Annotated in this window: 12 protein-coding genes and 1 tRNA gene; 7 read left to right on the top strand and 6 right to left on the bottom strand. The window is 72.7% G+C overall.

The features are described from left to right. Positions 1–43: 43 nt before the first annotated feature. The 4 genes from ASC54_RS00715 to ASC54_RS00700 are packed head-to-tail and all read right to left on the bottom strand — an operon-like array spanning position 44 to position 3,111. A complete protein-coding gene (locus ASC54_RS00715) occupies positions 44–439 on the bottom strand; it encodes a Rid family hydrolase (RefSeq protein ID WP_162242480.1) in 396 nt (131 codons plus the stop codon). Further along, the gene (locus ASC54_RS00710) at positions 436–1,812 is read right to left on the bottom strand and encodes an NADP-dependent succinic semialdehyde dehydrogenase (protein WP_055858533.1); all 1,377 of its coding nucleotides are present in this window, start codon (positions 1,810–1,812) and stop codon (positions 436–438) included. Before ASC54_RS00710 ends, ASC54_RS00715 begins: the two co-directional genes overlap by 4 nt. A 55-nt stretch (positions 1,813–1,867) precedes the next feature. Continuing rightward, positions 1,868–2,590, bottom strand: a complete 723-nt coding sequence (locus ASC54_RS00705; protein ID WP_082514928.1) for a GntR family transcriptional regulator — start codon at positions 2,588–2,590, stop codon at positions 1,868–1,870. Beyond that, a complete protein-coding gene (locus ASC54_RS00700; RefSeq protein WP_055896046.1) occupies positions 2,587–3,111 on the bottom strand; it encodes a VOC family protein in 525 nt (174 codons plus the stop codon). Before ASC54_RS00700 ends, ASC54_RS00705 begins: the two co-directional genes overlap by 4 nt. A gap of 117 nt (positions 3,112–3,228) precedes the next feature. Between ASC54_RS00700 and ASC54_RS00695 the strand changes: the two genes are divergently transcribed. Together ASC54_RS00695 and ASC54_RS00690 are read left to right on the top strand one after the other, a co-directional pair. Then, positions 3,229–5,418 (top strand): thiamine pyrophosphate-dependent enzyme, encoded by a 2,190-nt coding sequence (locus ASC54_RS00695; RefSeq protein WP_055896044.1) that lies wholly within the window; start codon positions 3,229–3,231, stop codon positions 5,416–5,418. Further along, positions 5,418–6,770 (top strand): dihydrolipoamide acetyltransferase family protein, encoded by a 1,353-nt coding sequence (locus ASC54_RS00690; RefSeq protein WP_055896041.1) that lies wholly within the window; start codon positions 5,418–5,420, stop codon positions 6,768–6,770. Before ASC54_RS00695 ends, ASC54_RS00690 begins: the two co-directional genes overlap by 1 nt. 69 nt (positions 6,771–6,839) lie before the next feature. On the opposite strand, the gene ASC54_RS00685 is transcribed toward ASC54_RS00690, so the two are convergent. Both ASC54_RS00685 and ASC54_RS00680 read right to left on the bottom strand, forming a co-directional pair. Further along, entirely contained in the window at positions 6,840–8,153 is a 1,314-nt protein-coding gene (locus ASC54_RS00685) for a DUF4032 domain-containing protein (protein WP_055858545.1), read from the bottom strand. A gap of 91 nt (positions 8,154–8,244) precedes the next feature. Further along, positions 8,245–9,345: an ABC transporter ATP-binding protein gene (locus ASC54_RS00680; RefSeq protein ID WP_055896038.1), complete on the bottom strand. Its 1,101-nt coding sequence runs from the start codon at positions 9,343–9,345 to the stop codon at positions 8,245–8,247. Between the two features lie 296 nt (positions 9,346–9,641). Between ASC54_RS00680 and ASC54_RS00675 the strand changes: the two genes are divergently transcribed. The 5 genes from ASC54_RS00675 (at position 9,642) to ASC54_RS00655 (ending at position 15,082) form a co-directional block, all read left to right on the top strand. Continuing rightward, positions 9,642–10,553, top strand: coding sequence for a thioredoxin domain-containing protein (locus ASC54_RS00675; RefSeq protein WP_055858550.1), 912 nt, complete (start codon positions 9,642–9,644; stop codon positions 10,551–10,553). A 38-nt stretch (positions 10,554–10,591) separates the two neighbouring features. After that, positions 10,592–10,667, top strand: a tRNA-Thr gene (locus tag ASC54_RS00670). 200 nt (positions 10,668–10,867) lie between these two features. After that, entirely contained in the window at positions 10,868–12,922 is a 2,055-nt protein-coding gene (locus ASC54_RS12515; RefSeq protein ID WP_156376685.1) for a Gfo/Idh/MocA family oxidoreductase, read from the top strand. 23 nt (positions 12,923–12,945) lie between these two features. Further along, entirely contained in the window at positions 12,946–14,454 is a 1,509-nt protein-coding gene (locus ASC54_RS00660; protein ID WP_055896034.1) for a D-alanyl-D-alanine carboxypeptidase/D-alanyl-D-alanine-endopeptidase, read from the top strand. Positions 14,455–14,497: 43 nt separating this feature from the next. Next, positions 14,498–15,082, top strand: coding sequence for an isochorismatase family protein (locus ASC54_RS00655; RefSeq protein ID WP_055858562.1), 585 nt, complete (start codon positions 14,498–14,500; stop codon positions 15,080–15,082). Positions 15,083–15,111: the final 29 nt, after the last annotated feature.

Raw genomic sequence — 15,111 nt, 5'->3', positions numbered from 1 at the left:
TCTGCGATCGGGCCGCGGGGGATGCCCGCGGCCCGATCGCCGCTCAGACCGCGGCGATCGCGTCGATCTCGATCGTGACGGCGTCGGAGTAGAGGGCGGCGACCCCGACCAGCGTGCTCGCCGGGACGTGCTCCGGGTCGATCCAGCGATCGCGCACGGCGCGGTAGGTCGAGAGCCTCTCCGGGGTCAGCCCGACGATGTAGACGGTCACCCGCACGATGCTCGCGAGCGTCGCGCCGCGCGCGGAGAGTGCGCGCTCCAGCTCGCCGAACACGAGGTCGATCTCCTCCGCGAGGTCGCGCGCTGGCTCCCCGCCGGGTCGGAGCCCGACCACGCCGGAGAGGAACAGCAGGTCTCCCGCCGAGACCCGCACGCTGTCCGAGATCCCGGGGATGCCCGGGCTCGGCTCGCGCGTGACGCGCGACTCCTCCGCGCTCACGCCTTCCACACGCTCTTGAGGTTCACGAACTCGCGGATCCCCTCGGCCGAGAGCTCGCGACCGACGCCCGAGTCCTTGATGCCGCCGAACGGCAGCTCGGGGTACGAGATCGACATGCCGTTGATGAAGACGGCGCCGGCGTCGAGGCCGCGCACGAAGAGCGCCTCCTCGTCCTCGTCGCGCGTCCACACGGCCGAGCTGAGCCCGAAGGTCGTGTCGTTGGCGACGCGCAGCGCCTCCTCGGCGCTGTCGACGCGGAAGACCGAGGCGACCGGCCCGAAGGCCTCCTCCGCGTACAGGCGCATGTCCTCGGTGATCCCGCTGAGGACGGTCGGCGGGTAGTACCAGCCGGCGCCGTCGGGCACCGCACCGCCCGTCGTCGCGACGGCGCCCTTGGCGAGCGCGTCGTCGACGAGGCCGACGAGGTCGTCGCGCCCGGACGAGGTCGCGAGGGGCCCGACGTCGGTCGACTCGTCCATGGGGTCGCCGACGCGGAGGTCGCTCATCGCCGCGGTGAAGCGCTCGAGGAAGGCGTCGTGGATGTCGGCGTGCACGATGAAGCGCTTGGCGTTGATGCAGGCCTGGCCGTTGTTGGCGGTGCGCGCCGAGACGGCGGTGGCGACGGCCTTCTCGAGGTCGGCGCTCGGCATCACGATGAAGGGGTCGGAGCCGCCGAGCTCGAGCACGACGTGCTTGACCTCGCTGCCGGCGATCGAGGCGACGGAACGACCGGCGGGCTCGGAGCCCGTGAGGGTCGCCGCCACGACGCGGCGGTCGCGCAGCACGCCCTCGACCTTCCCGGCGGGGATGAGCAGCGATCGGAAGGCGCCGGCGGGGAAGCCGCCGCGCTCGAAGAGGGTGTCGAGGTAGAGCGCCGCCTGCGGGACGTTCGAGGCGTGCTTGAGCAGCCCGGCGTTGCCTGCCATGAGCGCGGGCGCGGCGAAGCGGATGACCTGCCACAGCGGGTAGTTCCACGGCATGACGGCGAGGACGACGCCGATCGGGTCGTAGCGCGTGTGCGCCGCCGAGGCGTTCACGGCGCTCGGGTCGTCGAGCGTGCGGCCCGTGAGGAACTCCTCGGCGCGGTCGGCGTAGAAGCGCATGCCCTTGGCGCACTTCAGCACCTCGGCGCGCGACTGCCCGATGGTCTTCCCCATCTCGGTCGTGAGCATCGCGGCGGCGGGCTCGACCTCGGCCTCGAGCAGGTCGGCGGCGGCGCGCATCCAGCCGGCGCGGTCGGCGAACGTGGTCGCCTTCATCGCCTGGAAGGCGGCGTGCGCCTGCCCGATCCGGGCGTCGATCTCGGCATCGGTGTGCGCCTCGAACTCGCGCTCGGTGACGCCGGTGGCGGGATTGATCGTCGCGATGGCCATGGGGCTCCTCGTCTCTCTGACTGGTACTGGCTCGGTCTGGTACTGGCTCGGTCTGCTACGGGATCGTGGGGAGGGTCTCGAAGACCTCGGGGTGGCTCGCCAGCAGACGTCGCGTGCGGCGGATGTGGCCCTCGATGACGCGCTCGGCCGTGTCGACGTCCTGGTCGCGCAGGGCGGTGACGAGCATGTGGTGCTCGTCGTGCACGATGCGCTGGCTGTGCGCGTCGATCATGAGCGTGTACGCGCGTCGGTAGGGCTGCGTCGTGTTCCAGAGCCGCCGGACGAGGTCGCCGAGCACGAGCGTCTCCGCCCCGGCGTAGGAGCGCTGGTGGAACTCGCGGTCGAGCCGCAGGAACTCCTCGACGTCGGTCGTCTTGGCCATGCGCTCGGCGAGGCGCTCGAGCCCGTCGAGCGCGGCCTCGTCGAGGTGAGGCGCCGAGTAGCGCAGCAGCAGCGGCTCGACGCGCTCGCGGGTCTGGTAGACCTCCTCGCACTCGGCGAGGCTCAGGCGCGTCACCCACGCGCCGGTGTTGGCGACGAGCGTCACGAGCCCGTCGGCCTCGAGCGCCTTGAGCGCCTCCCGCACCGGTACGCGGCTCGCTCCGAACCGCTCGGCGATCTCCTCCTGGCGGATCCGGCTGCCGGGCGGGTACTCGCCGCCGACGATCGCTTCGCGCAGGGCATCCGCGACACGGGCGCTGGCATTGCCGTCGCGCGTCGCCGGAGGTGCGGCCCGCGCGGGGCGCGCGCGATCGATCGGGGCGGATGCTCCGCTCATGCCGAGGGATCCCGAGGGTCCCACAGCCGGACGCTCGAGCTCGTCTCGTAGGCCTTGCCGCCGGGGAAGCTCACGAGCTCCAGCTGCATGCCCCACGGCGAGAGGAAGTACACCCAGCGCTGACCCTCGCTCGCACCCCGGCTCGCGGTCGGATCGCCGAGGACGCGGACGCCCTGCTCGCGCAGGTACGCGACCGCGGCATCCATGTCGTCGACGTAGAAGGCGAGGTGGTGGCCGCCGATGTCGCTGTTGCGGGGCTGGGGCGCCTGACCGTCGGCGGGCTCCCACTGGAAGACCTCGAAGTTCGGGCCGTGGCCGCAGCGGAAGAAGCGCAGCTCGCGCATGACCGAGCGCGGGTGGACGTTGAGGTGCTCGGCCATCCAGTCGTCGTCGCGGACGAACGGGCCCAGCGAGTAGACGAGCTCGCACCCGATGACGTCGACGAAGAACCGTTCGGCCTCGTCGAGGTCGGGCACGGTGAAGCCGATGTGCTCGGTGCCGCGGATGCCGGGAAGCGCCATCGCTCTCCACCCTTCGCTGTCGTGACTGGATGCAACCGTACCCCCCAGACGGGCATCCGCGAAAGAAAACCGCGAAAAGCGATTGAGATTGGATGCAATCATGCGTACAGTGTCGACATGCCCCAACGCCGCCGTTTGGACACCACCGCCGAGTGGGTCGAGCTCACCACCACCGCAGCCGACTGGAAGAAGGCCGATCCGGCGCTTCTGGCCACGATGCTCGGCCAGCTGCATCTCATCCGCGCCTTCGAGGAGCGCGTCCTCGACCTGGCCGGCGAGGGCCTCGTCCACGGCCCCGCCCACTCGTCCATCGGGCAGGAGGGCGGAGCGGTCGGCTCGATCGTCGCCCTGCGCTCGAGCGACGCCGTGAACGGCTCGCACCGCGGCCACCACCAGTTCCTCGCCAAGGCGCTCGCGCACGTCGCGCAGGACGGCCTGGCGCTCGACGCCCTCGTCACCGCCGACATCCAGACGGTGCTGCAGAAGACGCTCGCCGAGATCCTCGGCCTCGCCCAGGGCTACTGCCGCGGCCGCGGCGGCTCCATGCACCTTCAGTGGTTCGAGGCCGGCGCGCTCGGCACCAACGCCATCGTCGGCGGCGGTGCGCCCATGGCCACCGGCAACGCGTGGGCCCAGAAGGAGGCCGGCACGACCGACTTCACCATCAACTACTTCGGCGACGGCGCCGCGCAGATCGGCTCGGTGCTCGAGTCGATGAACCTCGCCGCCGCGTGGAAGCTGCCGGTCTGCTTCTTCATCGAGAACAACCTCTACGCCGTCGCCACCCGCATCGAGGAGTCGGTCGCCGACACGCGCCTCTCCGTCCGCGGCCAGGGCTTCGGCATCCCCTCCTGGCGCGTCGACGGCATGGACCCGCTCGCCGTGCACCTCGCGATGGAGGAGGCCGCGGCGGTCATGCGCTCCGGCGGCGGTCCGACGATCGTCGAGGCCGAGGTCTACCGGTTCTTCCACCAGAACGGCCCGTACCCGGGCAGCGCCTTCGGCTACCGCACGAAGGAGGAGGAGGCCGAGTGGAAGAAGCGCGACCCCCTCGACCGCGTCGCGCGCGAGATGATCAAGCGCGGACTCATCGACGAGGCGGGCGTCGCGAGCGTGCGCGCCCAGGCGATCGCGGCGATGGATGCGGCCACGGCCGAGCTGCTGGAGGCCGACCCCGAGAAGCAGGGTCGCCGGCGCATCCGCCCCGAGCTCTGGCCCGACCCGGAGTTCGTCAACGTCGGCGTGCGCGGGGACGCGAGCGAGCTCGAGTCGCTGCGCGTGCTCGACCCGAGCGTCTCCGACGCCGCGCGCGAGTCGATGAAGTTCGTCGACGCCGTCGCCGCGGTGATGGACCGCCGGATGAGCGAGGACGAGCGCATCGTGGTGCTCGGCGAGGACATCCACCGACTCAAGGGCGGCACGAACGGCGCGACCAAGGGCCTCGCCGACGCGCACCCCGGCCGCGTGCTCGGTACCCCGATCAGCGAGAACGCCTTCATGGGCCTCGGCGGCGGGCTCGCCCTCGACGGCCGGTACCGCCCGGTCGTGGAGTTCATGTACCCCGACTTCATGTGGGTCGCCGCCGACCAGGTGTTCAACCAGGTGGGCAAGGCGCGCCACATGTTCGGCGGCGACAACCCCGTGCCGCTCGTGCTGCGCACGAAGGTCGCGATGGGATCGGGCTACGGCTCGCAGCACCTCATGGACCCGGCCGGCGTCTTCGCGACCAGCCCCGGCTGGCGCATCGTGGCCCCCTCGTCGGCCGCCGACTACGTCGGCCTCATGAACGCCGCCCTCGCCCTGCAGGACCCGGTGCTCGTCATCGAGCACGTCGACCTGTACAACGAGAAGGACGAGATCCTCGCGGGCGACCTGGACTACATCATCCCGCCGGGCACCGCGGCCGTGCGTCGCGAGGGCAGCGAGATGACCGTCATCAGCTACCTGTCGATGGTGCGTCACTGCGCCGAGGCGATCGAGCAGACGGGGGCGGATGCCGAGCTCATCGACCTGCGCTGGCTCGACCGCGCCTCGCTCGACTGGGAGACCATCGAGGCCAGCGTCAAGAAGACCAACGCGGTGCTCATCGTCGAGCAGGGAGCCCAGGGAACCTCGTACGGGGCCTGGCTCGCCGACGAGATCCAGCGACGACTGTTCGATTGGCTCGACCAGCCCGTGCAGCGCGTGACCGGCGCCGAGTCGTCGCCGTCGATCTCGCGCATCCTCGAGCGCGCGGCGATCGCGCGCACCGAGGAGGTCGTGGTCGGCATCGAGACCGTGCGCCGCAGTGCGGGGGGAGCAGCCTGATGTCGACGACCATCCGCATGCCCGAGGTCCTCGCGAACGTCACCGAGGCCGCCGTCCAGAAGTGGCTCGTCGCCCCCGGCGACGCGGTCGAGGTCGGCCAGCCGTTCGCCGAGATCGAGACCGAGAAGGCTGTCGTGGAGTTCGCGGCCGAGACCGCGGGCACCGTGCTCGAACTGCTCGTGGGGGAGGGTGACTCGATCGACGTCGGCGCCCCCATCGCGATCGTGGGTGAAGCGGGGGAGGTGGCACTTCCCGCGAGCCCCGCAGCGGCTCCGGCCGCTGAGGAGTCCGACGGGGCCGCTCCGGCGGCCCCGTCGGATCCCGAATCCGGCGCTCCCGTCGCGGAGGTCGCGGCCCCGGCGGTGGACGCCGCCGCGATCGCGTCGAGCGCCGCCGGCGCCGCCGGCCCCGTCGCGGAGCCGACCCCGGCATCCGCCCCGCACGACGGCGCCCGCCGATTCGTGAGCCCGCTCGTGCGGCGCCTGGCGCGCGAGCACGGCATCGACCTCGCCGGCGTCACGGGCTCCGGCCCCGACGGTCGCATCGTGCGCCGCGACATCACCGCCCTGCTCGAGGGCGGCGCCGCGGCACCGGCCGCTCAGGCACCGGCCGCGCCCACCCCGGCCCCGGCGCCCGCCGCTGCCGTCCCCGCCGCTGCCGCCCCCGCTCCCGAGGGCGTCGAGGTCGTGCGGCACAGCCGCATGCGTGCGACGATCGCGCGGCGCCTCACCGAGAGCAAGAGCTCGGTGCCGCACTTCTACCTCACCGCCGACTGCCGCGTCGACGCGCTGCTCGACATGCGCAGGCAGATCAACGCGGGCGGTCAGGTGAAGGTGAGCGTCAACGACCTCGTGGTCAAGGCGGTCGCCGGCGCCTTCGCCGACGTCCCCGAGGCGAACCGCACGTGGGGCGATGACGGGATGCACGTGCACTCGAGCGTCGACATCGGCATCGCCGTGTCGCTCGAGGACGGACTCGTCGTCCCCGTCGTGCGCGGCGTCGAGGGCCTGAGCGTCTCGGCGCTCGGCGCCCGCATCGCCGAGCTCGCCGGTCGCGGCCGTGAGGGGCGCCTCACGCTCGCCCAGCTCGAGGGCGGCAGCTTCACCGTCTCGAACCTCGGCATGTTCGGCACGCAGGCCTTCTCGGCGATCATCAACCCGCCGCACGCGGGCATCCTCGCCGTGGGCGCCGCGTCGGCGAGGCCCGTCGTCGTCGACGGTGCGCTGGAGGTGGGCCAGGTCATGACCGTGACGCTCTCGGCCGACCATCGGGCGTGGGATGGCGCGCTCGCCGCGCGCTGGCTCGCCGCCTTCGTCGCCCGCATCGAGAGCCCGCTGAGCATCCTCGCCTGATCGCTCGCGCACCGACGCAGGGCCCCGCCGCGCATCGCGGACGGGGCCGTGCGTCGTCTCAGCGCCTGCTCACACCTTGTCGCGCCACGACCCGCGGGGCGTCTCGTCGTCGTCGACGATCCCGATCGCGTCGGTGTCGAGGGGCAGCCCGATCGACTCGGTCGGCGGGGCGATCATGGTGGCCTCATCGCGGCGGTGACGCAGCACGGTGTCGATGTACGAGCTGAGCGCCTCCGCGAGGGGGATCGCCCTGCCCTGGTTCTGCGACAGGAACCAGCGGTGCTCGAGCAGCTGGTGGAAGACCTCCGGCCCCTCCAGCTTGCCCTTGAGCTCGCGGGGGATCGCCCGGACGACGGGCTCGAACACGCGAACGAGCCACTCGTGAGCGACCTGCTCCTCGTCGACCGACCGGTCGGGGTAGGTCGCGGCCGAGTACGAGTCGAGGTCGTTGAGCAGGCGCCTGGCCTGGTTCTCTCCCGCGTCGATACCGGTGAGGCGCAGCAGGCGCCGCGTGTGGTGCCCGGCGTCGACGACCTTGGGCTGGATCCGCACCTCGGTGGAGTCCCCGTCGGTGCGGATGGCGAGCTCCTCGATGTCGAAGCCGAGGTCGTTGAGGCGCTCGACCCGCTGCGTGATGCGCCAGCGCTCGGAGCGGTCGAACGACTCCCATCCGGTGAGCTCCTTCCAGAGCGTGCGGTAGGAGTCGATGATGCCGTTGGAGACCTCGATCGCGTCGATGCTGCCGTCGAGGCGCCCGCCGGCCTCGAGGTCGAGCAGCTCGCCGGCGATGTTCACCCGGCCGATCTCCAGGTCGTTCTCGCGCTGCCCGTTCGAGAGCCCGCCCTCGTAGAGCTGACCGGTCTCGGCGTCGACGAGGTACGCGGCGAAGGCGCCCGCGTCGCGGCGGAAGAGGGTGTTGGAGAGCGACACGTCGCCCCAGAAGAAGCCCGCGATGTGCAGCCTCACGAGCAGGACGGCGAGGGCGTCGACGAGCCGCGTCGCGGTCTCGGGCCGCAGCGTCTGCGAGTAGAGCGCGCGGTACGGCAACGAGAATCGCAGGTGCCGGGTGACGAGCACCGGCATGAGCGGCGTGCCGTCGTCGTCGACGCGACCGGTGATGACGGCGACCGGGTCGACGCAGGGGATCTCCAGCCGCTGCAGCGTGCGGAGCATCTCGTACTCGCGCCGCGCCATCTCCTCCGTCGTCTCCTTGATGGCGACGACGGCGCCGCTCAGGTGCACGAAGCGCACGAGGTGGCGCGAGATGCCCTTGGGCAGCGAGGCGATCGCGTCATCCGGCCAGGTGTCGAGCGGCAGGTTCCAGGGCAGGTCGAGCAGGCCGGGGTCGACGACGGCCGAGGTGATGCTGAGCGAGGCGCTCATGAGGGCGGACTCCCTTCGTCGGGGCGGGAACGCGACGAGGGCGGGCGCGTCATGCGACGCGGCCCGCCCTCGCTGCGGTCGAGACCGAGTCTCAGTGGGTGATCGCCGTGCGGTTCAGGCGGAGGCCGCTCGCCGTGTCGAACACGTGCACGTGCTTCGGCTCGGGCGTGACCACGACCGTCTCGCCGGCGTTGGGGTGCACGCGGCCGTCGACGCGGGCGACGACGTCGACGCGCTGGCCCTGCACCTCGGTGTGGCCGTAGAGGTAGCCGTCGGCGCCGAGCTCCTCGACGACGTCGACCTCGACCGAGAGGCCCTGCGAGCCGGGCGCGCCGACGATGAGGTCCTCCGGGCGGACGCCGACCGTGACCGACTTGTCGCTGGCGTTGTCGAGCGTCTCGCGCTCGACGGCCGCGACGCCCGAGCCGAACTCCACGCCGCCGTCGACGACGGTCGCGGGGAAGAGGTTCATCGCGGGCGAGCCGATGAATCCGGCGACGAAGACGTTGTTGGGCGTCTCGTACAGCTCGCGCGGGGTGCCGACCTGCTGGAGGACGCCGTCCTTGAGCACCGCGATCCGGTCGCCCATGGTGAGGGCCTCGGTCTGGTCGTGCGTGACGTAGACCGTGGTGACGCCGAGGCGGCGCTGGAGCGAGGCGATCTGGGTGCGCGTCTGCACGCGGAGCTTCGCGTCGAGGTTCGACAGCGGCTCGTCCATGAGGAAGACCTGGGGCTGGCGCACGATCGCGCGGCCCATCGCGACGCGCTGGCGCTGACCGCCCGAGAGGGCCTTCGGCTTGCGGTCGAGGTAGGGCTCGAGGTCGAGGAGCTTGGCCGCCTCGAGGACGCGCGTGGCGCGCTCCTCCTTGCCGATGCCGGCGATCTTGAGCGCGAAGCCCATGTTCTCGGCGACGGTCATGTGCGGGTAGAGCGCGTAGTTCTGGAAGACCATCGCGATGTCGCGGTCCTTCGGCGGGACGTCGGTGACATTGCGGTCGCCGATGAGGATCGCGCCGTCGTTGACCTCCTCGAGGCCCGCGAGCATGCGGAGGGTGGTCGACTTGCCGCAGCCCGAGGGGCCGACGAGGACGAGGAACTCGCCGTCCTCGATGTGCAGGTCGATCGCGTCGACCGCGGGAACGGTCGAGCCGGGGTACAGGCGGGTCGCCTTGTCGAACGTGACGGAAGCCATGCTGATTAACTCTCCTCTTCACCGGCAGGTACGTGCCGGACGATCCGTTGTGAATGGATTGATGACGCTGTCATCGATGAGCGACGCTGGTCATCGAGGCCCAGTATGCCACCTGCGCCCGCCGGCGCCGCATCGAGGGGATGCCCGCGGGGCCCCGCGAGGCCCCGCGCGCCCGGTCGCGAGGCCCCCTCGACTGGCCGCGCATCGTTCGTCGCCGTACTATCCTTCGGGGCGCAGTGCGCCTGAACCCGATTCGGGCTGCGCCGGGCGCGCCCGGGAAGCGACGAAGAGGACCCATGACCGACAGCGGATCAGCCCGCGCGAAGCAGTCGAAGACTGCGCGCCGCGACGAAGCCCGCGAGAAGGCCCGCCAGCTTCGCGCCGAGCACAAGAAGAAGGAGCGCCGCAACCGGTGGCTCCTGCAGGGCGGCATCGCCGTCGTGCTCATCGCCATCATCGCGATCGTCGCGCTCGTCATCACGAACTCGATCAGGCCCGAGCGCAACGGGCCCCGGAACATGGCGAGTGACGGCATCCTGATCGGGGAGGGGCTGACCCCGGTGCAGACCCCCGGCATCGCCCCCGAGGCGACGCCCGTCCCCAGCGCGCCGAACGAGCCGGGCGTGGTCGCGATCACGATCTGGGTCGACTACCTGTGCCCCGTCTGCGGCGAGTTCGAGCAGGAGAACGGCGAGCTGATCCGCCGACTCGTGGAGTCGGGGGCCGCCACGGTCGAGTACCACCCGATCGCGATCCTCACGAGCCTCTCCGCCGGCACCCAGTACTCGCTGCGCGCCGCCAATGCCGCGGCGTGCGTCTCGAACTACAACCCGGACGCGTTCTTCGACTTCAACGACGCGCTCTTCGCCGAGCAGCCGGAGGAGGGCTCGGAGGGACTCACGGACGACCGGCTCCTGGAGCTCGCGCGCGACTCCGGGGCGACCTCGACCTCGCTCGAGCGCTGCATCGACGACGGCCGCTTCTACGAGTGGGTCAAGGCGGCGACGGCCCGCGCGGGGAACGGCCCGCTCCCCGTCGAGGGCACCGAGGTCGAGAGCGTGCAGGGCACTCCGACCATCCTGGTCAACGGCGAGCTCTACACCCCGTCGTACCCGTTCGACTCGACCGAGTTCTCGCAGTTCGTGCTGTCGGCCGCCGGCGACGACTTCGCGGCGAGCCCCTCCCCGTCCCCGTCGCCGACCCCCTAGGCCGGGCCCCCGGCCGGTAGGCTGGGGCCCTCCGCAGCGCCCCGTTAGCTCAGCTGGTAGAGCAGCTGTCTTGTAAACAGCAGGTCGCAGGTTCGAATCCTGTACGGGGCTCCACAGGGCCGCTGCACGGCCCGCCCCGAGGGGCAATACCCCCGATCAGGGGGCCGATCCGGGCCGCGTCTCCCCCAGTCCTGGGGTGTTCTGTTCGTTTTCCGACCACCCCGGGTTGGCACCCGGGCCCTCGGGGTCGTACCGTCGGAGATGTCAGCCGGGGGGCTGACGGATACATCTCAAGGTTTCGGGGGGAACCTGACATGCTGCGTTCAATCTTTGTGGGGACCGCGCTCGCGACGAGCGCCATCCTGCTCGCGCCCGTGGTGGGCGGGAGCCTCGACGTCACCGACGTCCTGAGCGCTCGTACGCTCACCGCCGGCGCCTCGGCCATCACCGTCGTGGAGCCCGATTCCGTCGTCGACGGCAGCGGCTTCCTCGACCCGCGCCAGCGCGCGACCTACTCCGCTGCGAGCGCCGGCGACGCCGCGCCCGCGGTCGAGCCGAGCGCCTCGCCGTCGCCGTCGCCGACGGCGGAGGCCGCGCCCGCCACGGTGGAGGCCTCGGCCCCGAGCGCGCCGACGCGCACCGCTCCGAAGCCCGCGACCGCGAAGCCCGCTCCCGCACCGTCGGCGACCTCGTCCGCGCCGAGCGGCACCGCCGCGGCCTCGGGCACCGGCTCGACCGCCATCCAGCCGAAGCCCTCCGGGCCGGCGCCCGCACCCGCGGCGCCCGCTCCGAGCCCGTCGCCGACCGTCACGACCCCGGCCTGCGCCGGGATGCCCGGCGGCAGCACCGCGGGAGCTCCGAGCCGCACCTCGAAGGGCGGCGTCGCCGGCACCACCTCCGCCGACCTCGCGCAGTTCGCCCAGCGCTACAACGAGATCCGCGTGGCCAACTGCCTGCCTCCCGTCCCGATGGCGAACATCCGCTACGACTCCTGCATGGAGGACCGCCTGTTCTGGATGGCGGAGGACCCGTCGACCGACCCGATGAGTGCCTGGGGCCACATGGGCTCCGTCCGCAGCGACGGCGTGCCGAGCGTCGGCTGCGACGGCAACCTCGCCGGCGGTTCGAACAACACCGGCTCCACGGTCGCCCAGAAGTGGTGGGACTCCTCCGGGCACCGCACCTCGCTCTACAAGCCGACCTACACCGGCAGCACCGCGGGCGTCTGCATCCTCTTCGCGATGACCCATGGCGGCGTGCCGGCCACCCAGCGCGCCGACCTCGCCCGCGACCGCGGCCCCGGTGCGCCGCGCCCCCGCGCCCTCGCCCTGCTCGCCGCAGCCGAATCCGCCGGCGCTCGACCGCGGGCGGAGGGCAGGACGACGATGGCGCGACCGGGCTGGGGCATTCTCGCGACGGGCGGCATCGCGCACGCGTTCGCGCGCGACCTGATCGCCGAGGGGTTCACCGTGGCCGCGGTCGGATCCCGCCGCCTCGAGGCCGCACGGTCCTTCGCGGCCGAGCACGGCATCCCGACCGCGCACGGGTCGTACGAGGAGCTCGTCGCCGACCCCGCCGTCGAGATCGTCTACGTCGCGACCCCGCACTCGCACCACGCCGAGTCGGCCCTGCTCGCGATCGCCGCCGGCAAGCACGTCCTGGTCGAGAAGGCGTTCACCCTCACCCAGCGGGATGCGCGCCGCGTCGCCGACGCCGCCGCCGAGGCCGGCGTCGTCGTCATGGAGGCGATGTGGACGCGGTTCCTGCCGCACATGATCCGCGTGCGCGAGCTCGTGCGCTCCGGCGCCCTCGGCGAGGTGCGCACGGTGCTCGCCGACCACACGCAGTCGCTCCCGCTGGACCCCGCGCACCGGCTGCAGAACCCGGAGCTGGGCGGTGGCGCGCTGCTCGACCTCGGCATCTACCCGGTGTCGTTCGCGGTCGACGTTCTCGGGCTCCCGCAGGGCATCCGCGCCCACGCCGCCCTCACCGCGACGGGCGTCGACCGGCAGACGGCGATGATCCTCGACTACGCCGACGGCCGGCAGGCCGTCCTGCACACCGCGCTCGACACCGCCGGCCCGAACCGCGCCGCCGTGATCGGCACGCGCGGCTACCTCGAGATCGAGCGCACGTTCTACGCGCCGACCGTCGCGACGCTCTTCGACGAGCGCGGCGAGGTCGTCGAGCGCATCGCCCCGGTCGTCGCGCAGCGCGGCATGCAGTTCCAGGCCGCCGAGCTCGAGGCGCGCGTCGCCGGCGCCGAGCCCACGAGCCTCCCGATCGAGGAGACGGTCGCGATCATGGGGGTCCTCGACGAGGTCCGCCGCCAGATCGGCGTGCGGTACGCGCCCGACGACGACGCCTGATCGGCCGCGACTATCATGGCCGGGTGACAGCCCCGGATGCCCGAGAGACGCCCGTCGCCGGTGCGCCGCCCCGCGGCGCGGGCCTCGCGGCCCGACGGAGGCGCCACCCGCGCGCGCTCGCGATCGCGGCGATCGCCACCGCCTTCTCCGTCCTCGGAGCCGGCGCCGTCGCCGCGGGGGTCGCGGTCGGCCAGCAGGCCGCGGCGGCTGCCGTCGCCGAGCCCGACGTCGAGCCGGAGCCGGCCGAGACGAGCGCCGAGCCGACGCCCGAGCCCGAGCCGACGCGCGCCGGGCCCTCGATCGCGACCGCCCCGACGCGGGTGCGCACGTGCTCGATCGCCGGCCTCGCCTCCGACGGCCGACTCGGCGACTTCGTCGGCGCCGTCGTCAACGCCGAGACGGGCGAGGTGCTCTTCGACCGCGCCGCCTCCACGCCGGCCCGCCACGGGAGCGTGCTCAAGGTGCTCACCGCGGCGGCCGCACTGCGCGTCCTCGGCCCCGGCTACCAGCTCTCGACGCGGGTCGAGCAGGGCGCCGGACCCGGGCAGGTCGTGCTCGTCGGCGGCGGGGACGCCACGCTGAGCGCCCTCGCCCCCGGTCAGGAGAGCGTCTACCGCGGGGCCCCCAAGCTCGCCGACCTCGCCGCGCAGACCGTGGCGGCCTACGCCGCCGCGAACCCCGAGGCGCCCGCGATCACCGAGGTGCTGCTCGACGCCACCTACTGGAACCCGGCGGACAAGTGGGACTCGTCGTGGGAGCGCAGCGAGCAGGCGATCGGCTACCACTCCGAGGTCACGGCGCTCCAGGTCGACGGCGATCGGCAGAACCCCGCTCTCGACACGAGCCCGCGTTCGACCGACCCGATCACGCGCGCCGGCGAGGCCTTCGCGCTCGCCCTCGGCGCGGCGGGCAACTCGGGGGGCCGTCCCGCGGTGGCCATGGGGGTCTCGAGCGGAGGCGCCGAGCTCGCCGTGGTCCGGTCGCAGCCGGTGAGCCGGCTCATCGAGAAGATGCTCATGAACAGCGACAACACGCTCGCCGAGATGCTCGCGCGCGTCGTGTCGAAGGAGTCGGGCTTCGATGGCTCGGCCGCGTCGCTCACGCAGGCGTTCGCCGCCGCGCTGCAGCCCTACGGCGTGACCCTCGACCCCGGCATGGTGATCCGCGACGGCTCGGGGCTCAGCCACCTGAACGCCGTCTCGCCCCTGTACTACGCACGCCTCTTCGACGTCATCGCCGCCGGCGGCGGAGATCTGCCCGTGCTGACCGCGGGGCTGCCCGTCGCGGGGCGCTCGGGGTCGCTCGCGAGCCGCTTCGCCGGCGACGCGGCGATCGCCCGGGGGAGCGTGGCGGCGAAGACCGGCTGGATCAACACCGCCTACTCGCTCAGCGGCATCATCACCGCCGCCGACGGCACAGTGCTCACCTTCGCGTTCTCCGCGATCGGCAACGTGCAGGGCTCGGCGCGCGCCGCGCTCGACTCGCTCACGGCGGGCGCCTACCGCTGCGGCGACAACCTCACCAACACCTGACGCGCCCGGGCGCACCGCGCCCGGCCTGATACACGGAGATGCCATGCCCCGCGCCCTGCTCATCATCGACGTGCAGAACGACTTCACCGAGGGCGGCGCGCTCGGGGTCGACGGCGGCGCGGCCGCGGCCGCGGCGATCACCGCGCACCTGCGCGCCCACGCCGGTGACTACGCGCTCGTGGTCGCCTCGCGCGACTGGCACGACGCCGCGAACGACAACGGCGGGCACTTCGCGACGGATGCCGCTCCCGACTTCGTGACGACGTGGCCGGTCCACTGCGTGGCCGGCTCGCCCGGCGCCGACTACCACCCGGCCATCGACGTCGCGCTCATCGACCTGCACGTGCTCAAGGGCCAGGGAGTGCCGGCGTACTCGATCTTCGAGGGGACGACCGATGACGGTCGCCCGCTCGTCGCCGCCCTCGACGAGCTCGGCATCGACGCGGTCGACGTCGTCGGCATCGCGACCGACCACTGCGTGCGGGCCTCGGCGCTCGACGCCCTCGCCGCGGGCCGCAGCGTGCGGGTCCTGAGCGACCTCGTGGCGGGGGTGGCGCCGGGCCCGAGCGCGGCGGCGCTGGCCGAGATCGTCGGCGCCGGCGGAGAGGTCGCGCCCGCGGCATCCTGACCGCGCACCGTCCGCTGCGATCTCGCCGC

Origin of the sequence: Yonghaparkia sp. Root332, from assembly GCF_001425665.1 — a bacterium.
GTDB lineage: Bacteria > Actinomycetota > Actinomycetes > Actinomycetales > Microbacteriaceae > Microcella.
The sequence above is the reverse complement of the archived record's forward strand: the minus strand, read 5'-3'. Positions and strand labels throughout refer to the sequence as shown.